Genomic DNA, 26,307 nt, shown 5'->3' on the forward strand with positions numbered 1-26,307 from the left:
CATGACCGTAACAATAAAAGATGTGGCTAAAAAAGCAAACGTCGCTCCTTCGACTGTATCACGAGTGATTGCAAACAGCTCAAGGATCAGCCAGCGAACGAAGGAAAGAGTGCGGGAGGCAATGGAGGAACTCGGGTACCACCCGAACTTCAACGCCCGCAGTCTTGCAAATAAAAGCACAAAGACAATCGGACTGGTTATGCCGAATTCTGCAAACAAAACGTTCCAGAATCCGTTTTTCCCTGAAGTTATCCGGGGAATAAGTACGAAAGCCCATATGCTTGAGTATGGATTGTACCTGTCTACAGGGCAGACTGAGGAAGAGATTTTTGAGGAAGTCCAGCATATGGTTCAGGGACGCCGGGTGGACGGAATTATTCTTTTGTACTCAAGAGTCAATGATAAAGTGATGTCATACCTGCATGAGCAGAACTTTCCTTTTACCGTAATCGGCCGCCCTTATGATGCCAGAATGTCTCAAATAACCTATGTGAACAATGATAACTTTAAAGCTGCAAAAACGGTCACAGAGTACCTATTGCTACTCGGTCATGAGCGCATTGCCTTTGTAGGCGGGAACCTTGATTTTGTCGTTACTGTAGACCACATGGAAGGCTATGAACGGGCACTGAAAAATGCAGGCATAAAGCTTCGGGACGAATATGTCGTATTCCATGAAGAACTTCAGGAAGGTGGTCAGGAAGCCGTTATCGCTCTTATGAGCCTGAAAGAGCCGCCCACCGCACTCCTTGTAGCCGATGACATTATGACGTTTGGTGTCCTGCGGATGCTCAGTGAGATGGATGTGAAGGTACCTGACGATGTCTCCATCATAAGCTTTAATAACCTGATGATCTCCGAGCTGTCTGCGCCTCCGATGACGACCGTCGATATTAACATTTACAGTCTCGGATATGAGGCCGCCACATGTCTGGTTGAAAAAATCCTTCGTCCGGATACAAAGCCGAAGAAAGTGCTTATTCCACATAAACTGATTAAGCGTCAATCGTGCCACAGGCATGTAAAGAAGCTTGCGCCGCAATAAAAACAGACAGACACCCGCCAATTCCATTTGGCGGGTGTTTTCAGGCTGTCGAGAAAGTCTTCTTGACAGTCTTTTCTTTTAGTGTTGAATAATCAACCTATCAGATATTTGTAGTACACTGCTTTATAAGCATAGAATCTGCATTCGCTAAAGACGGACGCTTTCTGCGGGCAACGCCTCAGCCTACTGGAAGTATGCCGGAGGAGGGTAACCCGCTTCCCGCGGAGAGCGAAGTATATTTCAGGAGCGATTTATTTGCACCGCATATGATGCGTTCGGATTCTCGTTGGCTAAAAAACTTCTGTCCCAGCCTCTTACTGCTCAGCGGGTTGATGTCTTTAAACATGCAATGCAGAGATTTACCGAGTGATGCAGTTTCGATTTTATGTGTAAATTTCTGGAAGGTCTTTTTTATAAAATAACGCACACATTTCGTATATGTTGTTCCTATTCGCATTCTTCAGGGTATAGAAAATGAAAAAGCGTACATGCCCAGTGGTGGTGCTGACAAGCCTTCTCGCCTACGAAGAAGCAAATGGTGAGGGTCGAGCCGCCCGAGGGAAGTGCAAAGAGCGCAAATCAGCACCTGACTTTACTGAGACTATTTTAAAGAAAATTGACTTTTTCAGTGGCCTTGCGGAGTACGACGAGGAACACCAGCGCTCCGAGGAAAGGGAGTGTAACGGGCCGCAAATCAACACCTGAGTTCAACATTCTATTTAAATCCGGGAGGTCTTAAAGAGGTCGATTTAAGTCTTATAAGTCATGGTTCTCAGGTAAATTATGCTATAATCAGTCTATTATACAAAAGGTTGGTGAACGGGTTGCCTCAGTCTAAATTCTTCAGATTTTTATACGGACTCACGTTTGTTTTATTAATCATTTATTTAGGAACAAAAGTACCGTTTATCTTTACGCCGATTCAGGTACTGTTTGGAACATTGTTTGTCCCGTTCTTAATTGCGGGAGTGCTGTTTTACCTGCTCAGACCGGTAGTAAACTTACTGCATAAACAAAAAGTACCGAAACCTTTATCAATCCTGCTCATTTACCTTGGTGCTGTAGGACTCATGACAGGGCTGGTTTTCTTGATCGGTCCAACCCTTCAGGAGCAGTGGAACAATCTTGTGGATAATGCCCCGGGGTTATTTAATGAAGTCCGTAATATGCTGATTGAGCTCCAGAACAATGAATGGGTCAACCAGTTTCAGGAGACGGAAAACTTCTCAATTGAAGAGATTACAGAAAATTTCACAGAATATCTCTCCAATGCTTTTGAAATTTTGACGAGGAATATTGCCAGTGTCATCGGTGTGATTACAAGCATCCTTATTCTCGCTATCATCATTCCGTTCATTCTTTTCTATATGCTTAAAGATGGTGAAAAGCTTCCGGATCAGGTTCTTAGATACCTGCCAAAGAAGCAGCGCGGAGAAGGTCACCGCATTTTGAGCGATCTGGATACAGCCCTCAGCTCGTACATACAGGGCCAGATTATTGTCAGCTTCTGTGTCGGTGTTCTTATGTACATTTCGTTTCTCATTATTGGAATCGAATATTCCCTTATCCTTGCCCTTGTGGCGATGGTGACAAATGTGATTCCGTTTATTGGACCGTGGATCGGAACCATTCCTGCAGTAATTGTGGCCATTATCGACTCCCCGTGGATGGTTGTGAAAGTACTGATTGCCATCGTTGTTGTTCAGCAGATCGAGAGTAATGTCATCTCCCCGCAGGTTATGGGGAAGAAGCTTGCTGTGCATCCATTAACGATCATCCTGCTTTTACTTGTAGCCGGACAATTTGCCGGACTTTTCGGGCTTCTTCTGGCAGTTCCAACCTATGCTGTTTCGAAGGTGGTTGTTTCACACACCTACCGTTTATACATGCTTAAGCGTAAACAGGATCATGAAAAGAAAGGCAAAGAAGAAGAAGCTGAGGCCGCTGAAAGCGACTGATTTGTGATTTCCGGCCCTGTTTCCTATACTGGAAATGTACAATTAAACGAATGAGGTGATTGTGTTGGTTAAAGAAATAGATGGTGTAAAACAGGTAGATGTAAATGAACTGAAGGATCTTATGAATAACAAACCGGAGGATATGGTTGTTATTGATATCCGGGAGCCTGACGAATATGATTCAGGTCACATTCCGGGTGTGCCTCTCCTGCCAATGCATTCGGTGCCGGAGATGATTGAAGGATTTGACAAGGATAAAGAGTATGTATTCATCTGCCGCAGCGGAAACCGTTCACAAAACGTTGCTTTGTATTTGAAAGACCAGGGCTTCGACCGGGTTGTAAACTACCACGGCGGTATGCTTGAGTGGGATACTGATGTAAATACTGGTATTGAAAAGCAGATTAAAGATATTGAGGAATTGAAAAAGTTAAAATAAGTATTTTGACCTTGTACCTTTTTAGGTATAAGGTCATTTTTTTGCAGTGAAAGGGCATATTACTGCTATATTATCAGCAATAGCCGGAAGGTCTTTGTGACATTTTTTTAATAGGTGATGTTTAAGGCAGATTTTTAAGGGGTACTTTATCAACAAGCAGCACATAAGGAACTTTGAAAGGAGGATTCAGCCATTACATCAAGACGGCATTTTCCTATCATCACCTTATAATGCAGCAGGAAATACTCGAGGTTAAGAACATAGTTTTTTTAAAACAAAATTCAGGAGGTACAAAACATGCTTTGGACAATTGTAGGTATTATCATCTTAATGTGGTTACTCGGATTCAGTTTTGAAGTCGGTGGAGGTTTGATCCACTTATTATTGGTTGTTGCTCTGATTGTAGCTGTCATTAACTTAATTTCCGGACGACGAGCAGCTTAGCGAAGCTAAGAGAGCGTGGCGGAGATCATATAAAGGAGGCCCAGATAAAAAGGGGCCTCCCTTTTACGTTTTGAGGCCACTGAAAAAGTCATAGTCCGATAATAACGTCACCACTTTAAGGATCTAATTGCAACAAAAAAGGGATTTTGATATTTTGACGGGCTAAAGATTATATTCGGTTTAAAAAAAGTGTTGAATGGAGCGAATGAGCGACACGCCTGCAGTAAAAGCGAGTCCGGGGAGACCCCCAGGCACGAGCATAACCTTCATGATTAAGCTGCAAGTTGCTTCGACGCATATGGCTTCAGAGCTTAGCCGGCAGAGGAAGAAGCAGCATGCCGAGGAGTACCGAACCGTCCGCGGAAAGTGCAATGAGCGGAATCAACTCATACCTTTTATGAGCCAATTTTAAAGAAAATGGACTTTTTAAGTGGCCTCACCTTTTAAAGGTGATCGGTCTTCTTGGAATAGCTGTGTTTGTCAGTTTTCTGACGGCTGGCCTGTTCTTCAAGATTTTTCTTCTCAAGTTTGGCCTGGTTGTCACGGGGCTTCTTGTTCGAATCACGATTTGGATTGTAAGGCATTGCTCCAACCTCCTTTCGCCTGTTCATAATATGGTTTATTTAGAAGGAAGATATGTGATGTTTAACGAAACCAATAAGGGGTAAAGTATTGATATCCAAACAAAAACAGGGGTGAGTGACGTTGGCTTCAAACAAAATCATTACTTCAACTTTAGTAGCAACTGCAGTGGCGGCAGGCTCGTATTACTTTGGAAAAGAAGAGAACCGTCAAAAGCTTGCTCATTCGTTTAAACGAATGAAAGCAAAGGTAAAAAATGAGACGAACGAAGATCATAACCCGTACCTGAATGAAAAAGTGGGCCATTCCGACCCTGAGGATGTGGAAGACAACTCCATGGTGGATGAAGGCGCCATGTACTCCGTTAACTACTACAATGAAAACATGAATAATTAATCATAGGAACCGGAAGAACCATCATGGGTACATGGTGGTTTTTTCTCTGGATTCCAAGACAGACTATTAAAAATCAAGTATAATGACGAAATCATACATACGATGCTGTTTTACATTGTGAGAGGAGCTCCAGTTATGCTTGCACATATCAATCCACTCGAGGAAGTAAAAAAGCTGATCATTACAGTTGCGGCAGCTGCCGTACTGGCAGTGGCCCTTAACTTCTTCCTAATTCCTGCAAATGTTTTTGCGAGCGGGTTTACCGGTCTCGCACAAATTATTTCAGAGCTGATTCCCCTGGCCTTTTTATCCCCCGGAATTATGCTTTTGCTGTTAAACATCCCGGTGGCTGTATTAGGCTGGAAAATGGTTGGTAAGAGTTTTACCCTGTACAGCTTTATTAACGTTGCTGCAACGACGTTTTTCCTTGAAGTAATCCCGGTTACGACAATCTCTGATGACATTATTCTAAACTCCGTATTCGGTGGTGTGCTGGGAGGTATCGGGGGAGGAATCGTGCTGAAGTACGGTGCTTCTTCAGGCGGGGTCGATATTCTTGCATTAATTATGGCGAAGAGAAGTGACCGTTCACTGGGCGTTTATTTTTTCATGATGAACTCGGTGATTGTTATCACTTCAGGCCTCATGTTCGGAATGGAAAAAGCGTTATACACACTTCTCACGTTATATGTGACTTCCAGAATCATTGATACCATCCATACCCGCCATGTGAAGCTCACAGCCATGATTGTCACAAAAAGGCCGGACGAGCTTCAAAAGGTCTTTCATGACCGGATTGTCCGCGGTGTGACAAGGATTCCGGCAAAAGGCGGCTACACGAAAGAGGACAAAGAAATTCTGATGATCGTCATTACAAGGTATGAACTATACCAGCTGAGGCAGATTATTGATGAGGTCGATCCGACTGCTTTTACAAATATCGTCCAGACGACTGGTATCTTTGGACTCTTCCGCAAAGATTAACGAAAGTGTAACCTTTTGACAAAGGCGGCGACTAATGATGTAGTCAAGTCAACTTAAGGGAGGCTTTCTAAATGAAAATTACTAAAAAATGGATTCAATCAATCACTTTTTCAGTTTTAGCTTTCGGCCTTGTGGCCTGTGGAACAGCCGATGATACCACAGGAGATACTCCTGATGAAAATACAGACCAAGAGGAACATCCAGAAGAAACGCCCGATGACTCTTCAGAAGAATCATCAGATCAAACAGAAGGGACCGATTCTGTGACTGAACATGATTTAACATTTACTCTTGATGTGGAAGACTCAGAGGAACAGCTTCGCTTTACAATGACAGTCGAAAATGACACCGATGCAGAGAAACAGATTGATTTTGCTTCCGGCCAGAAGTTTGACATCAAAGTTAAAGATGAGAGCGGAACTGTGGTGTACCACTTTGCTGAAGGGATGATGTTTACCCAGGCTCTTGTTTCAGAGACCATTGCCCCTGGTGAGTCCCTTGTGCTTGAAGAGACGTGGGACGCAGGAGAGGATTTGAGCGGGAAGACATTTGATGTAGAAGCAATGCTCAACATTTATTCTGTCGATAATGAACAGATTGATAAAAGCGTGTTTGATGTGAAAAAGCAGATTACAGTGGAATAATGTACCGTTACGAGCCTCTCGTCCGCATGTTGCGGGCGGGAGGTTTTTAGTTTTGAGGAACGAAAATAGCTATCTCGTTTAATTGAGATCCTAACTTGAGTAAAGGGAAGGCTAACTGGCTTAATACGGCAGCTAACTTGTTTAAAGCCAATCCTAACTCGATTAAACACCACAAAGACCCTCACCCGGACAAAACCGGGGGAGGGTTCTATTAATACCGTCCGTAAAACAGTGATTTCACTTCACTCGTGTCCATTTCCCAGACAGGGGTGTGGCGCTCTCCGCCGAACAAGGAAGTATACATTTCCTTTTTCTGATGAAGAGCCGCTTCAATGGATTCTTCAATGGTTCCCCGGGTCGTGAAAGAGTGGATCGTCACCGGTTTCGTCTGGCCGATCCTGTGAACACGGTCAGAAGCCTGGTCATCCACGGCCGGGTTCCACCAGCGGTCATAGTGAATCACTTCAGTTGCGCCGGTCATGTTCAGACCGGTACCCCCGGCCCGGATGGAGATGAGAAGAACGGGAGCCGTTTCTCCACGGTTAAACCGCTCCACCAGATCAAAGCGGTCCCCCATTTTCATAGACCCGTTTAAAAACTCTGCTTCCATTCCGAACGTGTGGCGGAGGCCTTCCTCAATCAAATAGCCCATTTTTTTATACTGTGTGAAAAGAACGGTTCGCTTATTCTCACTGAGAAGTGTCTCCATCGTTTTCATCACGGTTTCCCATTTTCCGGAACGGCCTGAAAGGGGGCGGCGTTCATCGAGAAAGTGAGCCGGGTGGTTACAGATCTGCTTCAGCCGTGTGATGCCTTTAAAGAATACCCCTTTTCGTTCGTGGGGAGCGAGAAATTCCATTGCCTCAAGGGTTTCTTCCACCACAGCCTGATAAAGGAGGTGCTGCTCGCGAGTCAGGTCACAGTGGAGGGTCCGGTTTGTTTTGGATGGCAGCTTCCAGTCGGTGCGTTGCTGTTCTTTTGTGCGCCTTAAAACAAAGGGAGCAATCACGTTTTTTAACCTGCCGGAAGGGTCGGCGGAGAAACGGATGAGAAAATCGGGAAGGGACCCGAGATAGCCTTCTGCGAACCAGTCAAACAGAGACCAGAGCTCAGCGAGGCGATTCTCCACAGGCGTTCCGGTTATGGCAATCCGGTGATGGGCGGAGAGGCTTTTCGCTTCCTTCCAGATCTTTGTGTGATTGTTTTTTATCATCTGGGCTTCATCAAACAGAACCGATGCCCATGTGGTTTTCTGAAACACGTCGCTGTCACGTAGGAGAAGAGCGTAGGTTGTGAGCACAACGTCTCCTGATTCAAGGTCCATGGACTGCCGGGTTGCTTTTCCACCGTAATAGACCGTCTGCTTTAGGTGGGGGGCGAACCGGTTCAATTCTTTAACCCAGTTTTCCAGCAGGGAGGTAGGGCAGACAATAAGCACGGGTCGGTCACGTTCAATGTGATCGGCGTAGGCAATAGCCTGTACGGTTTTGCCGAGGCCCATATCGTCAGCCAGACAGCAGCCAAGGCCGAGCTTTCTCATTACAAGGAGCCAGCGGGATCCTTCCTGCTGGTATGGTTTTAATGTATGTTTCCAGTATGTGTCCAATGCCGGGACCACTGCTTTTGTGACGTCATCGAACCATGTATCTGATAACGTCCAGTTAATCTGGACTGGTTCATCAGGAGGGGGGGCACCTGCTCCGGCATCAGGCATGTATGCGATCTGCTGAATGGCCTGAAAAAGCGTGACCGTATTTTCTTTACGGATGCGGTCAATCTGCCGGAGGTATTCCGATGCTTTTTGCAGATCCCAGTGCATCCAGCGGTTGTCAAAGTAAATGAAATGGCGCTGTTCGTCCACCCACTCCCGGAGTTTGTCTTCCGGGAGAGCTTTGTCGTGGTGGGAAAACAGCCACGACACAGTTGCCCCGCTCCCGGAAGGAGAAGGTGATACTTCACCTGTGACAGAGAGCTGGACAGGACGGTCCCAGCTTTGGGGGACAAGAACGTTGATACCTGCCTGTTCGCAAACGTCCTGGTAGGAATGTAAAAAGCTGTATACCTCTTCATCCTCCAGCTTGATTTTCGGGTCCGTGAGATTGAGGCCGTGAAGGGCCGGAACGGAGGATGAAAGGGTTGCGAGTGCAGGTTTTACGGCCGGAACAGGGTTTTGAACGAAAGAGTGATGCCCCGATGTCACCTCCTTCAGGCTTGCTGTTTTCTTTGTTGCGGTCTCAGTGACGATCAGTTCCGCGCTCCACTCGTCTGAAAACAGATCCGGTTCGTTAATGGCCAAGGACAGCTGAAAAGGGGCCGCTTTTGTATGACCCAGCTGGTCGAGACAGTATTCGTACAGGTTTAATGGCAGTTCATACATTTTATCAGGTGATTCGAGAGCCCGGATCCATTTTCGGATCCGGTCATCGTGATCATGGGCGAGACGGTCTAAAGCGGAAGATGAAGACGGTTTAGCGAGCCCGTCGATAATCCATTTGTACGATGGGGACGTGTCTTTGCGTGCAGAAAAAAGCGGCAGGTCCAGTTTTTCTTCCTTTGTCCATCGTCCATACCGGGTTGGGTAGGACGTTGCTTCAAGCCACGGGGTTAATTCCGTGAAAAGACCGTCGGGTATTTCGGGAATGACGGTTCCTGTCACTGATCCGCCTGTTTCATCAAACACTTCCTTAACAGGAAAGGCGGTACCGTAAAAGGACGGATCATGGTTTCGGAACAGCTGCTGCTTAAAAAGGAGCTGACCTTCACGTGATGAGGAGTTTTGATCCGCCCACACAAACCAGGCCGGCTGAGTATCATTTTGTAAAAGTCCAATGTTAACGTTCCTGTTCAAAACGGTCGAGCTCCTTTCGAAAAGCGGTGTAGCCTGAATAACGTGTGCGCAGAATGACGAGCCATTCATCAAAGCGTCCGGCACGGCCGCTTTTTTCGTAAAGGTCCTGAAGGATGGCTACATAACGAACGGCTTCCTTGTAGTGGGAGCCGGTCCGTTTTTCGATGAGCCTCTCGATCCACTGGTGCAGAAAAGCAACGGCTGCCGGTGAAGGGAGGCTTTTTTTAATGAACGTAAGCTGCTCCGGTGTGCAGGCGAGGGGATCGCTATCGTCTGCAAGGAGGTGAGTAAGGCCGATGTCCCACTCTTCATGAAAAGCCAGGAGGGCAAAGTAAACTCTTTTAACACCAGGGTGAAGGCGGTGTGGCCTGAGTTCACCGAGGGCATGCTTTTTCAGGTGTGCCTGATCCTCGGGGTTCTGGATGGAGTGGTAAAATTGCTTGTATTTTTCGGCGTGGGGTCTTGTTTTCCACGCCGTGAGCCAGTCTGTCAGGTCTTCTGTTTTCAGGTTGCGTTCTTCCCGGGCGGGAGTGGGGAGATGGCGGTGTATGCGCGCAAGAAGCTCCCTTTTCAGCGCCTCTTCCCCGCCGGAAAGGGCTTCGTTGTACTGCGGATCCCTCAGTCCTTTTTCCAGAAAGCGGGTAAGGGCGGGCTTTCTTAAGGTGAGGTAGCGTTTGTTGACGAGGTCCTGGATGGCGAGGGAGGCGATGGTGAGAAAAAAGAGTGCGTAGGGGGCGTCGTATGGCTTTTGGTTGTGAATTGTTTTATGGTCCGGTTCGTTGTTTTTGATCAGGGTATGGCTGATTTTCCGGGCGAGGGGTATGGCGTTGTCCATATGAATGTTGTGATTGAGTAATCGTTCGGTCAAGCTTGCCAATGGTTTTGTCCCCTTTTTATGGTTATGCACCTATTTTACCGATTTTGGGCTGGTTGGACAAACAAAAATAATTGGATTTGGACGCTGAATTTCATTCTTTTTTCGGGGGAGGAACATAGGATAACAATAAGAAAATTGAAAGGAGCGTGGTCATGGAAGATTTTCGGTTTAAGGCCGAGTTTCAGGATCTTTTCGTTCGAATCTCCAAACCGATGCTCAAAACCTTCATTCATAAATTGCTTCAAGCTGACTTCCGCCTTACGTGGCGTTACGAAGAAGAGACAGTAGAACTTCTAATAAAAAATGACCAAGGACAAGCGATGATTCCCATCAGGAAACAGGAAAACGAGGGCACTGCAATTGTTATGGAAGAGCTGCAGGTGGATATCGAGGAAGTGGCGATTCTCCTGGAGGAATTGATTACAGAGGGTAAGGGCAGGGGAATCGTGAAGACGGAAACCGATGGCTGGATTTATGTGAGTTGCTTTGATAATGGGAAAATTGTTTCTGTAATGAAAATTGGCGGAGGTGAGAAAGAAATGAGCTCATACAGAACGATTCGTAAACGGCAGGGCCATAAGCGTGAGGTGGATCCCGAGGTCATGGATTATGTCCTTGGTGCTGAAATTGATTACTCGCTAATGGAACTTCACGATGCGATGAAAGAGGGCGACGCGGAGAAGTGCATGGAGATTAAACAGAAACTAAAAAGCCTTGCGGATCAACGCAAAGAACTCCACGAACTCGACTAGCGATCCTTATCCGCTATGCGCGGATTTCTTTTTGCCCTGTGAGATAATGAATAGGTGAACATAGATGATAAAGAGATAAAGAGGGATTGGGCCCTGTGTAATGCATGGGTCTGCCAGTTGAAAAAATAGAGGACAAGCCTGCTCTGTAATGGAGCGTTTTTTTCTGTGCGGAGTGAGAGGTTTTTTGGTGGAAGGGTGCTAACTTGTTTAAAGTCGGCGCTAACCTGTTTAATTGCATAGCTAACTCGATTAATAAGCCGCCTAGCTCGTTTAAATACATAATTAACTTGTTCAAAAGCCGTCCGCCTCTGCGGTGCTACTGTAAAAACCTTGAAGGATGGAGATGAGTCTTTGTCGAATAGCAAAGTGAGAGGAAATCTGGTGAGCTGCTGTGACGCAGTAACGTTTTTAGCGGTGAAATAAGAGAGCGAAGAGAGCGGAGTGGTGAGAAGTGAAGCTTGTTGAAAAAGGGGAAGTGAAAATTGTAGGTTTTCGTGTTGTCTGTCCCGGTGAGGAATTCAGTGCGAGGATACCGAAAGCGGTAAACGAACTCAGCAAAAGAAGGAATGAAATTTCAAATGTCGTGGATATGAATACGCAGCTGGGTGCGTTTGTGGTCGATGTGACACAGAATGGAGAGGACGGATACTGGGAGTGGCTTGAGGTAGAGGAGTTTAACAGGATTCCTGAGGGGGATGACGTCACTTTCGGTACCGTCGGGAAAATATGCGGTGAAAGAGTACGAGGGAAGCGCGTCACAGATCATGAAAGTTTATAATGAATTACATAATGAAATGAGCAGTGCCGGGGTGAAACGGGATCTTCAGGCGTGGCACCTGGAAGCGTATCCGGACTGGCTCGGGGCAACGGGGGACCGTTTGAAAGTGGTGTGTATGACACAGTGAAAGAGTAGTCTTAACTACTCCTAAGGAGGCCGATTTTTATATAAAAATCGGTTTTTCTTTATGGATTTTTTACATATGCTTACCATAATGTGTGGTAATATTTAGATAATTATAGTTGCTGGGAGAGGATGGAAAACGATGGCTCAAGTTGCGATGGGGAAAAAGAGAGAATCCCGGTGGACGAAAAAACGAGTGGCGGGCGTGGTAGTGGCGACGCTGGCTTTTTTTATGATTACAGTAAGTATATACGGAGCGAATAAATCTCTGCCTGAAGGGATTTCATTTGAAGGAGACATTCATGAAGGGGAGGTGTCTTTTTTAACTGACATCACCTACTCCGGTGTGGATGGCGAGGCCGTTCATGAACAGGCGATCTTCGAGGAAGTCCATTCCATGATCGCAGAAGCGGAAGATTTTATCCTGGTTGATATGTTTTTATTTAATGACGAGTATGAGCGGGTGGCAGAGTACCCACGGGTGTCGGGCGAGCTGGTGGACGCATTGGTGGGGAAAAAAGAGGCCGATCCCGGGATGGAGATTGTTGTAATCACCGATCCGATCAACACTTTTTACGGCTCTTATTTTCCCGAAAGCCTGGCTGAACTTGAGGATGCAGGTATCCGGCTCGTCCTCACAGATCTGACCGAGCTTCGAGATTCAAACCCAGTGTATTCAGGGGTGTGGCGTGCGGGCGTGCAGTGGTTTGGGAATAAAGAGGACGGCGGGTGGCTGCCGAACCCTTTCAGCCCCGATTCTCCCGACGGCACGGTCCGTTCGTATATGAGACTCCTGAACTTTAAGGCGAATCATCGTAAAGTAATTGTCACTGAACGTCAAGGACTCGTGACTTCCGCGAACCCCCATGATGCGAGCGGCTACCATTCAAATATTGCCTTTACCGTAACTGGCGGCATTCTGGAAGATTTGATCGAATCAGAAAAAGCCGTTGCTGTGATGAGCGGGGCAGGGGAAAGCTGGTTTGATGGTTTTCATGTGAGTGAGGATGCACGGCAGAGTGAAAGAGCTGATACTCTTGTCCAGCTCGTGACAGAAGGGAAGATTCGGGAGGGAATTCTTGAGGAATTGGCGCTGGCTGGAGACGGAGACACGGTGTACCTGGGTGCGTTTTATCTATCCGACCGGCTTGTTGTAGAGGGACTGCTGGAGGCGGCCGGCCGTGGTGCTGATGTCCGGGTCATTCTTGATGCGAATAAAGATGCCTTCGGCCGGGAGAAAAACGGTGTTCCTAACAGACCGGTGGCTCACGAATTGGTCATGGAATCGGACTGGGGCGTTGAAGTGAGGTGGTACAACACCCAGGGAGAGCAGTTCCATACGAAATTGGTATTGATCGACAGGGGCGATGAATCAGTTGTTATCGGAGGCTCATCAAACTTTACGAAACGAAATCTCGGTGATTTAAATCTGGAGACGAACCTGAAAGTGATGGGAGCGTCAAATTCGGAAGTAATGACGGATGTGAGAGCGTATTTTGACCTTATGTGGATGAATGAAGAAGCTCAGTTTACGGTTGGCTATGAAGAGTTTGCGGATGATTCCTTTATGAACCGCTGGCTGTACCGTTTTCAGGAGTGGAGCGGGCTGAGTACGTTTTAGGCAGGGTGTTGTAAGTTATTGGAAGGTTTCGGAAGAATTAATTTTATTGACGGAAGAATTAAATGCATTATCGGAAGAATTAAATACATTATCGATAGAATAAAACTCAATAACGACAGAAATAAACTGATTATCAATAGAATAAAACTCATTATCATAAGGATTAGAGGGCAGCGGTTCCGCTCATTGCTTCGAGGTTGACGGAAAAGGTAAAAAGCGACCTTTACCGTCAACCTCTTTTTTATTTTTCTGTGATATAGTGAAGCCAGCCTTCCAAATAAGAAAAAGGTGAGACGATGAAACGAAAACCTATTTACGTAGAAACAAATATACGTACAGATATGGAAAGTCTATGGAAATATACGCAAAAGCCGCATCTCCATGAAAGATGGGACCTGCGGTTTTCAAAGATTGAATATCTTGAAAAGGAACATGAAGATGCCCCGCAGCATTTTACATATGAAACGAGAATCGGGTTCGGGCTGGGTATTAAAGGGACAGGTGTGAGCCGGGGGGAACGGTTTGCTGATAGCGGGGAGAGGACGTCCTCCCTCGGCTTTTTCAGCGGCCAGAGGCTGTCACTTATTAAAGAAGGAAGCGGTTACTGGAAGTACCGTAATCTCGGTGACGGCGATATTACCTTTTTGACTCAGTACGATTATAAAACCCGGTGGGGTGCTGTGGGGCAGGTGATCGACCGTTTTACTTTCAGGCCTCTTATCGGCTGGGCTACGAGCTGGAGTTTCGATACCCTTCGTTTGTTGCTTGAAAAAGGAATAACCCCGGAGGATTCTCTGAAACGGTCTTTTATACATATGTTTGTTTGTTTTGCCCTGTCGTTCGTCTGGTTGTACCAGGGGCTTGTGCCGAAATTGTTATTTCCCCACACCGGTGAAGTGGCGATGGTTGTGGAGAGCGGGCTCTTTTCGGGCATGGAGGAAGGCGTGGTGCGGCTGATCGGATTTGTGCAGTGCGTGCTGGGCATGCTTTTTTTACTTCCGATAGAGAAGAAGTGGTTGTTTGCAGGATCTTCGGCGGCTGTTTTCTTCCTCGGACTGGGGCCGTTGTTTGTCCAGCCGGAGGTGTTTTTGCTGCCGTTTAATCCGGCCTCCTTAAATGTGCCTGTTATTGTGCTGGGAGTCATCGGTGCTGTGAACTGTAAGCATCTTCCCCTGGCTCGCAGATGCAGGAGAAAGCGAAAATGACGGGGATTTATAAGCGGGTATTGGGAGAGGACTTTGACTGCCTTCACCCTGAGCTCGGGAAAAAGTTTGGTGTACATCAAAAGGGGGTGTACCGGGCTGTGGGGAAAGGCCACCTCGAAATCAGCGGCGGGAAGTGGTGGCAGCGGCCTTTCTGGCAGCTTGGGGCAAAAGATCACCTCTTTTTTCCTGAAAGAGGGGAGCGGGTTCCCTTTTCCATCGTAACCGAGGCGTGGCGTGATAAAGGGGGAGTCGAGCGGGTGAGCTGGATCCGGCGCTTTTATTTTGACGGCGTGACCCGGGCGTTTGATGCAATGATGCATTACGACCCGTCTTCAGGGATGATTATTGATGACCTTGGGAAGTCGGGGCGTGTAACGTCATCATTGCGGCTGAAGGCTGAGAAGGATGGAGGTCTTTCCATTGTGTCAGACCGGACATGGTTGAATATGGGCCGGTGGAAAATCCCGGTTCCAGCCGTTTTTGCCCCTCAGGTTGTGGTGAAAGAGCGTTTTGATGATGAAAAACAGGCGTTTTATGTGAAAGTAAAGGTAGGAAGCAGGCTGTTCGGTGATTTGATCACGTACGAAGGCTTTGCGTACACCACCTATGAAGAAGACACTGGAAAAAATTAAAGATCGAACTTTTTCAGTGCCTACATTAATACAAGGGGGGGAAGCGGATGTCCGTTAAGCAGAATATATTATTCGGGTTTGTAACGGGAACATTATGGGCGATACTGACGGGCCCGCCGGTTATTGATCTGGCCCTCGTGCTTGCTTTTTTTGTTCTCGTTCCGTGTTTGTTATGGCTCGCGGCTACGGAGAAGCCCCAGTCTCTCTTTGGAAAGAGAACACACATGCTGGCAAGATCCTCCTACTGGTTCGCTCTTTTTCCCATGGCGGCTCTTTCAATCGACAGTGGACTTTGGGCGGCGCTCCTGGCCTGTGTGTGGGCGTTTTTTACTCTTCTTGTCGCAGTAAACGGGGGACTGCATTTTATAAGGCGTGGGACGGGTGCACCTGAGGAAGCGATCATTGATGTGGGGCAGATGTTTTTATTTGCCGGTGGCGTATGGATGGTCCTGGCGCGGGCCGGTGCGGCCGACTGGATGCCTTATTCAACGATGACGGTGGATCTGACAGCGATTCATTATCATTATTCTGCCTTTGTACTACCGCTTTTTGCGGGGCTGTTTGGCCGCTGGTATTACAGCCACCAGGCGCGGATTGGCGTTCCTCCTTCTATGAAGAGGTACGCGGTTCTCGTTGCAGGTCTTGGAGCAGGACCTCCATTTGTGGCACTGGGCATTGCTCAGGGGCCTCCCCTGGAATTTTTTATAGTGACCTTTTATGTGGCGTTTATTGTCTGGCTTTGTGTGTGGGTACTTATGAGTGCGTTCAAGATTGGAGGAAGTGCGGGAGCCTGTGCCGCGCTGGCATCGGCTTCGCTTCTTTTCACGATGGGATATACGACGTTTCACGGAATTGGCCTTCAGTTTGGGGTGCAGATTGTACCTCAGGGTGAGATGCTCCGCTGGCACGGGGCAGTGAACGCTTTTGTGTTTTCGGTCCTCGGCACGTCCGCCTGGATGGTTGCCAGGCCGAAGCCAAGGTATGATGAAGCGGCGTTTCCCGTCAGCCGGCTGCGTGCCGGTGGTTATGTTGGCCCGGATGTGGTTTCACAGAAGGGATGGGGTGACGAAGGTAAAAAAACCATCGGACTTGTTTCCGGCTGGTCTCATTTTGACAGAGATGACTTTTCATCTTCAAAGGTGTCGGATCTGGTGAAAGATTTTTATCTCCGCACGACCGAATACGATCTCAAAGGGGACGTCAATTGGCGGTGGAACTGTTTTTCGAAACTCTCGCGGATGTGTACAACGAGAATGGGCCAGATTAGCCTGCCACACTCGGGGAAAGCAGATATGGACGGCTCGATAGTCGGAATTGACGATCGCAAGGACGGGAGGGAGAGTGTCCGGGCATGGATCAGGTATAACCGTGACAGCGGGGAGCCGATCTTTGCCGCTTTTTACTCCTCCCACTCTACCCGTGGGGTAACGTATATGAATATCGGTCTTCCTTTTCCTAAAGGAGTGATGACCGGTGTCCTGCGCCCTGACAACGACGACAGTGACGGCCTGTATCTCACGAGCAGAAAGAAGACAGACCAGTTGGGAGACGAAGGGATTTACTTTACGCTGGGTCAGATAACCGTAAAGCTGCCCCTGAACGAAGTGTTTCACGTTGCGGAAAAAGACGGACTCCTTCAGGCAGACCATACGATGACGTTATTCGGATTTCGTTTTTTAACGATTCATTATGAGATCAGGTATAGAAAAGATAAATAATAAAACAAGCTCCCGGTCAGACCGGGGGCGGAGTACAAAACAGAAATAACACACCAAAGAGCAGTCCTGCTAGCTAATGAATTGGACTGCTCTTTTTATTGATGTTGATTTAAGGAAAATGCTTTGTTGAGCTGGTGCTTATGATGAAGATGAAATTAAAAAGAAACGCTCTGAGTTTTTCACTCTCAGAGCGTTTTTCAATTGCTGACTTTAATGTAACATAGCGGATGAAATATACGTAGACTCCCGCGGAAAGCGAAGTATATTTCAGGAGCGATTTATTTGCACCGCACATTATTCGTTCGGATTCTCGTTGACTAAAACACTTCTGTCCCAGCCTCCTACGTTTTTCTATGAAACCGCGTTTTCTTCTTTTCTCGCGGATTTACGGTTCAGTGCCGTATAGAATGCAGGCACCAGAATGACGGTAAAGACCGCTGAGAACAGAAGTCCTGAGATAATCGATATCGCCAGTGGGACGAACAGGACGTCACCGCTGAACGCAACAGGCAGAAGAGCTGCGATGGCCGTGATCGCTGTAAGGAGGATTGGTCTCAGCCGGACGTTTCCTGCGTTTACAACGGCGTCTTCAAGGGCCATGCCTTCCCGTCTGCGCTGTTCAATAAATTCAATGAGCACAATCGAATTTCGTACAACGATACCTGAGAGTGATACAATCCCCATCATTGCCATAAATCCGAGCCCCGTCTGTGTGATAAACAAGCCGATGATTGCACCTGTGATGGCTAAAAACACGGTGCTCATTACAAGAAGCGGCATAACGAGAGAGTAGAACTGTATCGCCATCACAATGTAGATGAGGAACACCACGACGATAAACAGCATAGCCAGTTCAACGAAGAAGTCAGAGCGTTCTTCCGTTTCTCCACCTATTGAGATGGAATAGTCGTTATCAAAGTCACTCGAAGATGTCAGGTCGGCTACATAAGACTCGATTTGTTCTTCAAGCCCCTGCTGGTCATCTTCACCCGGGAACACCCGGACGGTAATTGTCCGGTCGCCGTTTTCACGGGCAATGAGCGGTGTCTGTTCGGTACGGGTTTCTGTAACGAGTTCATCGAGACCGATAAACTCAGGCATACCGCCCTCACCGGACACCTGGCTTGGAACGACAAAGTCTTCAAGAACAAGCTCTCCCGCGTCTCCGTTCACAACAAGCTGCATATCAAGTGTGTTCAGACCGTCATCAAACGTACCGATTGGAATACCGTCCGTCGCAAGTCCAATCTGTTCACTTATCTGGTTTAAGGTAATGCCGTTTTCTTCCATTAACTCGCGGTCGGGCTCATACAGGAGTGTCGGCCGGTCGTCACCGAGGTCATCAACAACGGTCCCGCTTTCCGGGATCGAGCGGATGTACTCCTGAAGGTCGTCACGTATGGCTTTCAGCTCATCCATTTCAGGTCCCTGAAGTTTAATCGCAATCGGCGCCCCAACAGGCGGGCCGGCTTCGATCGTGGAGAGTTCAATAACCGCGTCAGGATAGGCGTCTTCAAGGGTGGAGGTCCAACGGTCAATCGTAGCTTCTGAGCTTTGCTGCTCACGGTCAGCACGGAGGAGAATCTGACCCGTTTCTTCACCGGTGTTGCTCATTCCTTCCCCGAATAAAGGAGGAAGTCCGGAACCGGTGTAAACAGCCGTTTCAATCACGTTTTCATCCTCGGCTGTAATGAACTCTTCCATATCAAACAATACATTTTCTGTTTCTTCAATCGGAGTTCCGGCCGGCATGCGGACGTCAATGGTCACTTCAGGACGGTCCGCACTTGGGAAAAACACGACCGGAATAAACGGAATCAGACCATAGCAGAGAATACAGAACACAAGACCCGTGAGCCCTACCTTAACAGGGTGCTTAACAACCCTGCGCAGGAGAGTGTTGCTGTACCATCCGGCAAGACGGTCAATCTGTTTTCCAAGAAGTCCGACTTTTACACCAGGCTGTTCTTTAGCCCCGGATCCCTGTCTGCCCACTTTTCTACGCTGAAGCCAGATTAAGTAAATCGGCACAAGAGATAATGCAATGATGGTAGATGCAATAATGGTCGTTATGAGAACACTTGGAAGGGCACGGATGAAATCTCCGTTTGCTCCGGTAATAAATACAAGTGGCAGGAAGGTAAACACAATCGCCAGTGTGGATGTAATGATTGACACCCGGACTTCCCTGCTTCCCTCAATGGCTCCTTCCAATGGAGAAAGACCTTCCTGGTATTTTCGCTGAATGTTATCACCGACCACGATGGCATCATCCACGAGAATACCGAGGGCAATAATGATCCCGATAATCGATATCTGGTTTAAGTCCACATTCATAAACGGCAGCGGTACAAGCCCGATCAGGATGGATACCGGGATGGCAAGTGCGACGATGACGGCGGATGATACATTCAACCCAAGGAGGGTGACGATAATAACAGCAATGATGGCGAACAGAAATGACAAGGATAAATCGCCGAAAATCTCCTGTACGACTGTGTTCTGGGTGTAGAACAGGTCAAGGTTCACTTCGCCAGGCAACTCGCCCGCGAGCATTTCCATCCGCTCATCCACCGTTTCGTAGAGACCGGGGATGTCGACTCCTGCATCTGGAATCACCGTAAATGATGCAGCCGGAGTTCCTTCGTACGTAATGAGATCTTCTTCATCAACACGTTCCACAGAAACAGTGCCTACGTCGGATAAATAAACCGGCTCGTCGTCAAAGTTAAGGCCGATACTTAATGATTCAAGCTCTTCAACTTCTTCTATGACAGGAAGAGCGAGCTGTACGTTTTCATCATCAACACGCTCCACGCCAAGGGGAGCGGTATTCAGTTCTTCATCAATGGCGGAAATCACATCCGGGATTTGAAGGCCTTCATCAAAGAGAGCGTCAAAATCAATATCAATGACAACTTCTTCTGAAGGAATGCCTTTCACGAGTGTTCCCTGCACTCCCGGGATCCCCTGGATTTCCTGTTCCCATTCCTCGATAAGGCCGTTCAGTTGGTATATGTTTTCCCGGTCACCACTGAGAAGGTGATAGGAGGAAAGGGCGCCGAGCTGGATTTCTTCACTCACGTCGGGATCCTGAACCTGCTCCGGGAATGAGGCGCTCACATCAGTTACGGTCTGCTGAATTTTTGAGAAGACCTGATCGCGGTCAGCCTGCTCAGAGACTTCAACAATGATATTTGAGAATCCTGATGTAGATACTGATGAAATGTCAGCGATTCCATCGATGTTCAGAAGTTCCTCTTCCAGTGGATTGGTGATCCTCCGTTCCACTTCTTCAGGTGACGCCCCCGGGTAAGGGGTGGAAATTGTCCCTATATCAAAGGTGACCTCAGGGATTTCCCTCTGAGGAAGCTGCGTAAAGGTAATGGCTCCGATAATCGTTACAAGGAGTAAAAAAAGCAGTGTGATTTTTGGTTTCTTAAGAACGGAATTGAACATTTTTTGTCCACCTTTTTCGGGAAGTTGTATAATGTTTGTATAAATAATATATCAGACCATTCCCGATTTTAGTAACAATTACACTCGCGATTTGCCCGGGGGTGATGGGGGCAGCCAGCGGCGGATGGAGAGGCGATCAGGGTCAATGTTGTACTGTGGGTGCGGCGGTGCGCGTCTTTTTTTAAAATAAAGGGGTGTTCGCTTTTATCACGCTTTGGTGCGTGGTATGATTAGGATAAATTCATGTGAAGGAGATGATACATATGGCAGTAGAAGTACGTGCTGAGCCGACGCCGAATCCGAATGCGATGAAGCTGACGGCGAGTGAGGTCATTTTTGAAGGATCCGGAAGTGCATCGTTTAAAAAAGGGGACGAGCCGGACCACGCTTTGGCGAAAGAACTTCTTGATATCGACGGTGTGGACAACATCTTTGGTTTTCAGGATTTCGTTACAATCAACAAAGAGCCGGGTGCTGAGTGGGACGCGGTCCTTGCTGAAGCCCAGAAGGCGTTTGATAAGGTGTTTGGATAAGAAAAGAAGAGCCGCTTCCTGTTGGGGGAGCGGTTTTTTTGATGGTGTAGCCGGTTGATGGTGTCGATTTTTGACTAATTCTCTTTAAATGGGCGTAAGTTCTGCATAAATGCTTCTGAAGTCTGCATAAATCCACCGGAAGTCTGCATAAATCACTGAAAGTTCTTCATAAATGGGGAAAAGTTCTCCATAAAAAAGCGGCACCCTTTGAAAAGAGCCGCTTCCCGTTGGGGGAGCGGTTTTTCGGTCTGGAGATGCCATATGGCCGAAATATTCGTGTTAATGGTCGATAATACCGCATTAGTAATTGAATCCTCCCAAAAAAACAGCACCTCATCCAATTGTGAGGTGCTGCTCGGCCGGAAAGCTACGCTGACTGGCGTTCTTCTTCCTGGCGCTGTTTCTTTTTGAGGAATCGTTCCCGGCGTTTCTTCATCGCTTTTGTGATGTAGCCGCCTTTGAAGCTTCGTGGCTCGTAGGAGGCGATGAACGCTTTTGGCTCAAACCATTCGACCACCTTGATGAATTCCTTTTCACGGTCACGGCGTGCGGTGCAATCCAAACGGTATCTCGTTGAATTCATTCCTTCCACTGGGCTCGTGGATACGCTGAAACCTACTTCTCTCAGCCTGTTGATTAACGCTTCGTTTCTCTCGGGGATGTTCGCTTCTATTGTTACATAGCCGATGGCCAGTTTTTCTTCGATCAGAGCGCCGATGTAAAGCCCGACTCCGAAGCCGAGGGCGTAGGCGGCCATATTGTAATAGTTGGACAGATCGCTGAAGACCAGTCCCAGTGCGCCGACGTAAATCGCGCCTTCCAATATTCCCATCGCGGCTGTACGTTTTTTCATGCCTTTTACCATCATAATGGTTCGAAGCGTAAGTACAGGAACGAATAACAACTGTGCAACAAAAATGATTAATGCTTGCCATACCATTTGAGATTCACCTCGCTTTTAAAATTGCGTCCAGCCCAGTGTACGCTCTGTAAACGCCCCCGTCTACCCTTATTTGAAAAATAGGCTGAAGGATTTATGTGGTAATGTGTGAATCTTTCGTTTTGCGAAAAAAATCCTTGTAATCGCTGCCTGCCAGGCGTAAAATAAACGAAAGATTTTGAGTCGGGGAGGAGCTTTCGTGAGCGTTTCAGCTTCAATGAAAGAAAACAATACAGTATTTTTTAAAAAAGGAGCGGCAGATGGAATCGCCATTGCTGTAGGCTATATGCCGGTGGCGATTACGTTCGGCCTCATCGCCGGAGCCACGGGGCTGTCAGTGGTGGAAGCGGTTCTGATGAGCATGATCGTGTTTGCCGGTGCAGCCCAGTATATGGCCCTCTCCATGATTGCTCTTGGAAGCGGGGCACTGGAGATTGTGCTTGCTACATTTATTGTAAACTTGAGGCACCTTTTAATGAGTGCGTCCATACATGAAAAAGCGGAGAAGGGTTCAAAAGGCGTTCGGTCTGTGTATGCTTTCGGAATGACAGATGAAGTGTTTGCGGTGGCGTCTGCGAAACCCGCTCCCATCCGGTCTTTTTATATCATCGGTGTTGGAGCGGTGGCCTACGGAAGCTGGGTCGGCTTTACGGGTGTGGGCTTTTACATGGGCTCGTTTCTGCCGCTTATTTTACAGGAAAGTATGGCGATTGCTCTTTATGCGCTGTTTATTGCTCTTCTGGTTCCTTCCATTAAAAAGGACGGAAAAATGGTGATCATCCTCGCCGGGATGGGGGGGCTGTTCCACAGCTTATTTGCCCTGTTTCTATCCACCGGGTGGTCAATCATGTTTGCTACGATTCTGGCGGTCATGTTATATGAAGGAATGGAACGGCTCCTTGGTGTAAAAGGTGAGCTTAAAGAGAATGAGAATCGTGAAGAGGAGGAGAAAGCATCATGTCAATGACGGTAATCTGGATGATTATTGCCATGGGAGTTGTGACGTATATTCCCCGGCTTCTTCCTCTTGTGATGTTAAAAACGGATAACTGGCCCGCTTGGGCACGGAGGATGTTGACCCGTGTACCGTATGCGGTACTTGGGGCGTTGATTCTGCCGGGAATTCTTACGGTCCATGATAATATCTGGTTTGCGGCGGTGAGCGGAGGAGCGGCGGTTCTTCTTGCTTATATCGGAATGCCGCTCATTGTTGTTGTCGGCGGCGCGATTGGAATGCTCGGGATAATGCAGCTTCTGTTCTGACAAATACGCAACTCTTCATACAGAGGAGCTGCGTGTTTTTTTACCCACGGCCTTGCACTTATGAGTGGAGGTCTTTTTTGTTTTGCGGAGGATTTCTTTTGAGAAGCGAAGAACTCTTTATTGAGGTAAGAAAATTCAGGAGGATGGACTATGACAAATACAGGAAAGCTGGCAATCGTAACAGGGGCCGGCAGAACACGGGGGCTGGGTGCCGGGATCTGCAGAAAGCTTGCGGAAAAGGGAGCGGATGTTCTTTTTACATACTGGGGTTCGTATGATGCGGAGATGCCTTACGGGGAAGACTTTCAAGGACCCGATCGTCTGGAGGCTGAGATTCGTGAGATGGGACGGCAGTGTGAGGGGATCGAAGTGGATCTTACTGACGTCGGGGTGTTTGAGGCGGTTTTCGCTGAGGCGAAGGAGCGTTTTGGCCGCGCGCCGGATATTCTTGTGAATAATGCGGCGGTTTCGATTAATGACACGATTGAAACGGTTCTGGCAGAGGCACTGGACCGGCATTATGAAGTGAATGTCAGGGCGGTGACGCTTCTTACCCAGCAGTTTATCCGGCATTTTGATAAAAAAGAGGGCGGTCGGATTGTGAACATTACGACGGGCTGGTCCCAGGGGCCCATGCCTGATGAGCTTTCGTATGTACTTACCAAATCCACTTCGGAGACGCTGGTGTACACTCTTCAGTCAGTACTTGCGAAAAAGGGAATCACGATTAACGCCATCAATCCGGGCCCGACGGATACGGGCTGGATGAGCGATGATGTGAAAAAGGGGCTCGGACCGCTGTTTCCCCAGGGGCGGATCGGGTTGCCTGAGGATGCGGCCAATCTGGTGGCGTTTCTTACGAGTGATGATGCGAAGTGGGTGACGGGCCAGGTGATTCATTCGGAAGGCGGGTTTATGAATTAAGTGGTGACAAGTGACTGGTATTGGCTCACCGGCACCTCTCTGAGGGGATGAACCGTTAAAAACGGGAGTGAAGCCTCGGTTCCATCAGGAGTATGAAGTATACGGTGGATGAAAATCAGCTTTACCAGAATGGTTCTGACAGCAGGCGTACGGAGGTGATTACCAGAGACCGGTATACGGAGATGTTTTATCCGTCGGAACTGGAGTGGCGGGAGAAGAATGCGGACGACTTTGTTGAAGCGTCATATGGTGTGCTCGGACATTTCGGGTTTCTGGACCGGTAAAATTGAAGAGAAGCCGCAGACGGTTTCCTGTGCGGCTTCTGTATCTGAGCTATATCACGGAGCGAGTTAAAGGGTCCGTCCGTATCGTTTTGAAATGATGTCGTAAAATCCGAGGGAATTGTACAGTTTCTTCGTTGCGGCATTGTTGACGCCTGTTTCGAGTTCGATTCCCTGTAGTCCTTCCTGTTCGGCCCAGTAGAGGACTTTCAAAAGCAGGCGTTTGGCGACACCTTTTTGACGTTCGTCACGTTTGACGTAAAGATCGTTGAGCCAGATGTAGCGGCCGCCTTTTTCGAGGCTGATGCCGATGTTGAAAAAAGCGCAGCCGATGATGTCTCCCTGGTGCTCGGCCACGAAAAATTCGGCACCGGAGTGATCGGTAAGGGCGAGATCGATTGTTTTAAGCAGGTCCTCTTCCGTTACGGGACCGCCGAGGGCATTCATTTGTTCCATCATCAGATTCATAAGTGCAACGCGGGTGTCGGTGTCTGCGTTTTTAGGTACTTGATATACGTTCATGAAGTAACGGCCTCCTATATTAATCCTCTCTTCATGATACATGGAAGCAGGGAAAAGGACTACCGTTTTTTATGAGGAGTTGTTAAAGATGGTGGCTGATTTTTTCGTTGGGTTCTTAAGATGGGGACTTTTCAGGGGCTGGTGGTTGTCGAAAATTGACTAATTCTCTTTAAATCGTCCGAAGTTCTTCATAAATGGTTCCGCAGTCTCCATAAATTGCCTTGAAGTCTGCATAAACGGACCGAAGTTCTCCATAAACGGGTAGAAAGTCTTCATAAATAAAAAAACCGTCCTTCCTGAAAAAGAACGGTCATTTCATCAAATCAAATCTTCAGGAGAAAAAGCCTCGGCTGCATTGTACAACTCGTCCTGCATCTCCCCGAGCTGCTGGCGCTCCGCCTGGGACGAGTCGGCAAAAGCCTGGGAAAGGGCTTGCTTGGCCCGGTGAATTTCTGTGTAAGCCTGTTCAAGGGATTCTGGTGTGTGTGCTGCATTCATCGCCTGATGAGCATCCTGAATGGCCTGCTGAGCCTGCTGGAAATAGCGGTTTCCCATAGCTTACTGCTCCTTATTATGGCGTGCTTTGTACTGTTTATCGTTTTTTACAACTTGCTCATTTTTTGATGCAACCGCGTCAGCACTTTGCTCCGGGTTGCGTTTTGATTTGGAATGTTTGCTCATTGTGGAGACCTCCTAAATAAAGTGTCTCCAATAGGATGTACAATCCCGTTTGTTTTTATAAAACAAGGTGTTCGGGAGAGCTGAATACAGCAGGCAGCCGACCTGCTGCATCTGTTCTTATTAGTAATCCGTCCACACAAGGTTTATTGTCAGTGTACAGCAGCGGGCAATTCCTGCTGTACTATTCCTGAGTCTGAATGTCACGGAGGTGGGGGTGTAGGTCGTTTCCACATCCACCGGAACCCCTGTAGACTGGACAATCTGATCGACCTTCTTATCGTCACCTGCCTGAGCGGCGTTCATCAGGTTCAGCATTTTCGTCTCGGACGCGGCAAGGTCATCGACAACAGTCTGCCCGTGATTAAACAGCTCACGGCTCGCCCTGAGGGACTGCTCAAACAGAGTGGTCTCTACAGGGGGGAAAAGCCCTTCAGGCCGGTAAAGGGGATAGTACAAATATCTACCGTGGAAACAGATAGGGCAGTAGCTGTAAAAGTACACGTCTTTTTTTCCTCCAGACTTTTTTGGAATTCCTGGTTTAGTTTATGAATGAAAAAGGAATAAGGTGTAGAGGGCTTTTAAAAGAATGGTTTGTAAACCAGTGCAAACTGGAGAGAAAATATGATTAGAGGGTTTACGTTTTTTACATAGAGAATGT

Annotated in this window: 29 protein-coding genes; 20 read left to right on the forward strand and 9 right to left on the reverse strand. The window is 47.7% G+C overall.

Annotated features, from left to right (window positions below; translation table 11 throughout):
• The first annotated feature begins 1 nt into the window (after position 1).
• From JSY36_RS19090 to JSY36_RS19110, 5 genes are all read left to right on the forward strand, one after another.
• Positions 2-1,045 (forward strand): LacI family DNA-binding transcriptional regulator, encoded by a 1,044-nt coding sequence (locus tag JSY36_RS19090; RefSeq protein ID WP_205167599.1) that lies wholly within the window; start codon positions 2-4, stop codon positions 1,043-1,045.
• A 474-nt stretch (positions 1,046-1,519) separates the two neighbouring features.
• The gene (locus tag JSY36_RS19095) at positions 1,520-1,750 is read left to right on the forward strand and encodes a hypothetical protein (RefSeq protein ID WP_205167600.1); all 231 of its coding nucleotides are present in this window, start codon (positions 1,520-1,522) and stop codon (positions 1,748-1,750) included.
• A gap of 119 nt (positions 1,751-1,869) precedes the next feature.
• Positions 1,870-3,003: an AI-2E family transporter gene (locus JSY36_RS19100; protein ID WP_205167601.1), complete on the forward strand. Its 1,134-nt coding sequence runs from the start codon at positions 1,870-1,872 to the stop codon at positions 3,001-3,003.
• A gap of 64 nt (positions 3,004-3,067) precedes the next feature.
• The gene (locus JSY36_RS19105; RefSeq protein WP_122897592.1) at positions 3,068-3,442 is read left to right on the forward strand and encodes a rhodanese-like domain-containing protein; all 375 of its coding nucleotides are present in this window, start codon (positions 3,068-3,070) and stop codon (positions 3,440-3,442) included.
• A gap of 297 nt (positions 3,443-3,739) precedes the next feature.
• Positions 3,740-3,886, forward strand: a complete 147-nt coding sequence (locus JSY36_RS19110) for a lmo0937 family membrane protein (RefSeq protein WP_122897591.1) — start codon at positions 3,740-3,742, stop codon at positions 3,884-3,886.
• A 443-nt stretch (positions 3,887-4,329) separates the two neighbouring features.
• Here the strand turns inward: JSY36_RS19110 and JSY36_RS19115 are convergent, their stop codons facing one another.
• On the reverse strand, positions 4,330-4,470 hold the full coding sequence (locus tag JSY36_RS19115) for a hypothetical protein (protein WP_183163784.1): 141 nt from the start codon (positions 4,468-4,470) through the stop codon (positions 4,330-4,332).
• A gap of 121 nt (positions 4,471-4,591) precedes the next feature.
• Between JSY36_RS19115 and JSY36_RS19120 the strand changes: the two genes are divergently transcribed.
• From JSY36_RS19120 to JSY36_RS19130, 3 genes are all read left to right on the forward strand, one after another.
• Positions 4,592-4,864 (forward strand): hypothetical protein, encoded by a 273-nt coding sequence (locus JSY36_RS19120; protein WP_205167627.1) that lies wholly within the window; start codon positions 4,592-4,594, stop codon positions 4,862-4,864.
• Between the two features lie 135 nt (positions 4,865-4,999).
• Positions 5,000-5,848 carry a YitT family protein gene (locus JSY36_RS19125; protein WP_183163783.1) on the forward strand — a complete coding sequence of 283 codons (849 nt, stop codon included), beginning with the start codon at positions 5,000-5,002 and terminating at the stop codon, positions 5,846-5,848.
• 71 nt (positions 5,849-5,919) lie between these two features.
• Positions 5,920-6,492: a BsuPI-related putative proteinase inhibitor gene (locus tag JSY36_RS19130; RefSeq protein WP_205167602.1), complete on the forward strand. Its 573-nt coding sequence runs from the start codon at positions 5,920-5,922 to the stop codon at positions 6,490-6,492.
• A 211-nt stretch (positions 6,493-6,703) separates the two neighbouring features.
• On the opposite strand, the gene JSY36_RS19135 is transcribed toward JSY36_RS19130, so the two are convergent.
• The gene (locus JSY36_RS19135; protein WP_205167603.1) at positions 6,704-9,340 is read right to left on the reverse strand and encodes a DEAD/DEAH box helicase; all 2,637 of its coding nucleotides are present in this window, start codon (positions 9,338-9,340) and stop codon (positions 6,704-6,706) included.
• On the reverse strand, positions 9,324-10,217 hold the full coding sequence (locus JSY36_RS19140; RefSeq protein WP_205167604.1) for a hypothetical protein: 894 nt from the start codon (positions 10,215-10,217) through the stop codon (positions 9,324-9,326). The genes JSY36_RS19135 and JSY36_RS19140 overlap by 17 nt, the downstream gene beginning before the upstream one ends.
• Positions 10,218-10,369: 152 nt before the next feature.
• On the opposite strand from JSY36_RS19140, the gene JSY36_RS19145 reads away from it, so the two are divergent.
• The 7 genes from JSY36_RS19145 to JSY36_RS19175 all read left to right on the forward strand — a co-directional run bounded on the left by JSY36_RS19145 (position 10,370) and on the right by JSY36_RS19175 (position 17,046).
• Positions 10,370-10,969, forward strand: coding sequence for a hypothetical protein (locus JSY36_RS19145; protein ID WP_122897586.1), 600 nt, complete (start codon positions 10,370-10,372; stop codon positions 10,967-10,969).
• A 451-nt stretch (positions 10,970-11,420) separates the two neighbouring features.
• A complete protein-coding gene (locus JSY36_RS19150) occupies positions 11,421-11,747 on the forward strand; it encodes a hypothetical protein (protein ID WP_205167605.1) in 327 nt (108 codons plus the stop codon).
• Positions 11,734-11,874 (forward strand): hypothetical protein, encoded by a 141-nt coding sequence (locus tag JSY36_RS19155; RefSeq protein WP_205167606.1) that lies wholly within the window; start codon positions 11,734-11,736, stop codon positions 11,872-11,874. Before JSY36_RS19150 ends, JSY36_RS19155 begins: the two co-directional genes overlap by 14 nt.
• A gap of 138 nt (positions 11,875-12,012) precedes the next feature.
• Positions 12,013-13,491 carry a phospholipase D family protein gene (locus tag JSY36_RS19160; protein WP_236785187.1) on the forward strand — a complete coding sequence of 493 codons (1,479 nt, stop codon included), beginning with the start codon at positions 12,013-12,015 and terminating at the stop codon, positions 13,489-13,491.
• 296 nt (positions 13,492-13,787) lie between these two features.
• On the forward strand, positions 13,788-14,696 hold the full coding sequence (locus JSY36_RS19165; RefSeq protein ID WP_205167607.1) for a DoxX-like family protein: 909 nt from the start codon (positions 13,788-13,790) through the stop codon (positions 14,694-14,696).
• Positions 14,693-15,328 carry a DUF4166 domain-containing protein gene (locus JSY36_RS19170; protein ID WP_205167608.1) on the forward strand — a complete coding sequence of 212 codons (636 nt, stop codon included), beginning with the start codon at positions 14,693-14,695 and terminating at the stop codon, positions 15,326-15,328. The genes JSY36_RS19165 and JSY36_RS19170 overlap by 4 nt, the downstream gene beginning before the upstream one ends.
• A 47-nt stretch (positions 15,329-15,375) precedes the next feature.
• Positions 15,376-17,046, forward strand: coding sequence for a YndJ family protein (locus JSY36_RS19175; protein ID WP_205167609.1), 1,671 nt, complete (start codon positions 15,376-15,378; stop codon positions 17,044-17,046).
• 351 nt (positions 17,047-17,397) lie between these two features.
• Here the strand turns inward: JSY36_RS19175 and JSY36_RS19180 are convergent, their stop codons facing one another.
• Complete coding sequence (locus tag JSY36_RS19180; protein WP_205167610.1) at positions 17,398-20,505, reverse strand: efflux RND transporter permease subunit; 3,108 nt, start codon at positions 20,503-20,505, stop codon at positions 17,398-17,400.
• A gap of 263 nt (positions 20,506-20,768) precedes the next feature.
• Here JSY36_RS19180 and JSY36_RS19185 point away from each other — a divergent pair, with 263 nt between their 5' ends.
• A complete protein-coding gene (locus tag JSY36_RS19185) occupies positions 20,769-21,038 on the forward strand; it encodes a NifU N-terminal domain-containing protein (protein ID WP_122897578.1) in 270 nt (89 codons plus the stop codon).
• A gap of 367 nt (positions 21,039-21,405) precedes the next feature.
• Here JSY36_RS19185 and JSY36_RS19190 read toward each other — a convergent pair whose 3' ends face one another.
• Positions 21,406-21,978 (reverse strand): DUF2179 domain-containing protein, encoded by a 573-nt coding sequence (locus JSY36_RS19190; protein WP_026690298.1) that lies wholly within the window; start codon positions 21,976-21,978, stop codon positions 21,406-21,408.
• 217 nt (positions 21,979-22,195) lie between these two features.
• On the opposite strand from JSY36_RS19190, the gene JSY36_RS19195 reads away from it, so the two are divergent.
• From JSY36_RS19195 to JSY36_RS19210, 4 genes are all read left to right on the forward strand, one after another.
• Positions 22,196-22,945, forward strand: coding sequence for an AzlC family ABC transporter permease (locus JSY36_RS19195; RefSeq protein ID WP_205167626.1), 750 nt, complete (start codon positions 22,196-22,198; stop codon positions 22,943-22,945).
• Positions 22,936-23,241 carry an AzlD domain-containing protein gene (locus JSY36_RS19200; RefSeq protein ID WP_205167611.1) on the forward strand — a complete coding sequence of 102 codons (306 nt, stop codon included), beginning with the start codon at positions 22,936-22,938 and terminating at the stop codon, positions 23,239-23,241. Before JSY36_RS19195 ends, JSY36_RS19200 begins: the two co-directional genes overlap by 10 nt.
• A gap of 150 nt (positions 23,242-23,391) precedes the next feature.
• Positions 23,392-24,165, forward strand: coding sequence for an SDR family oxidoreductase (locus JSY36_RS19205; RefSeq protein ID WP_205167612.1), 774 nt, complete (start codon positions 23,392-23,394; stop codon positions 24,163-24,165).
• Between the two features lie 92 nt (positions 24,166-24,257).
• Complete coding sequence (locus JSY36_RS19210) at positions 24,258-24,449, forward strand: hypothetical protein (RefSeq protein WP_205167613.1); 192 nt, start codon at positions 24,258-24,260, stop codon at positions 24,447-24,449.
• A 66-nt stretch (positions 24,450-24,515) separates the two neighbouring features.
• Here JSY36_RS19210 and JSY36_RS19215 read toward each other — a convergent pair whose 3' ends face one another.
• The 4 genes from JSY36_RS19215 to JSY36_RS19225 all read right to left on the reverse strand — a co-directional run bounded on the left by JSY36_RS19215 (position 24,516) and on the right by JSY36_RS19225 (position 26,150).
• Positions 24,516-24,968, reverse strand: coding sequence for a GNAT family N-acetyltransferase (locus JSY36_RS19215; RefSeq protein ID WP_205167614.1), 453 nt, complete (start codon positions 24,966-24,968; stop codon positions 24,516-24,518).
• A 318-nt stretch (positions 24,969-25,286) separates the two neighbouring features.
• On the reverse strand, positions 25,287-25,523 hold the full coding sequence (locus JSY36_RS19220) for a DUF3813 domain-containing protein (protein ID WP_122897573.1): 237 nt from the start codon (positions 25,521-25,523) through the stop codon (positions 25,287-25,289).
• Positions 25,524-25,526: 3 nt separating this feature from the next.
• Positions 25,527-25,649 (reverse strand): hypothetical protein, encoded by a 123-nt coding sequence (locus tag JSY36_RS20765; protein ID WP_272873337.1) that lies wholly within the window; start codon positions 25,647-25,649, stop codon positions 25,527-25,529.
• A gap of 120 nt (positions 25,650-25,769) precedes the next feature.
• Positions 25,770-26,150 carry a YuzC family spore coat inner layer protein gene (locus JSY36_RS19225; RefSeq protein WP_205167615.1) on the reverse strand — a complete coding sequence of 127 codons (381 nt, stop codon included), beginning with the start codon at positions 26,148-26,150 and terminating at the stop codon, positions 25,770-25,772.
• Positions 26,151-26,307 lie beyond the last annotated feature (157 nt).

Source organism: Alteribacter salitolerans (assembly GCF_016901055.1).
In the GTDB taxonomy this organism is placed as follows: domain Bacteria; phylum Bacillota; class Bacilli; order Bacillales; family Salisediminibacteriaceae; genus Alteribacter; species Alteribacter keqinensis.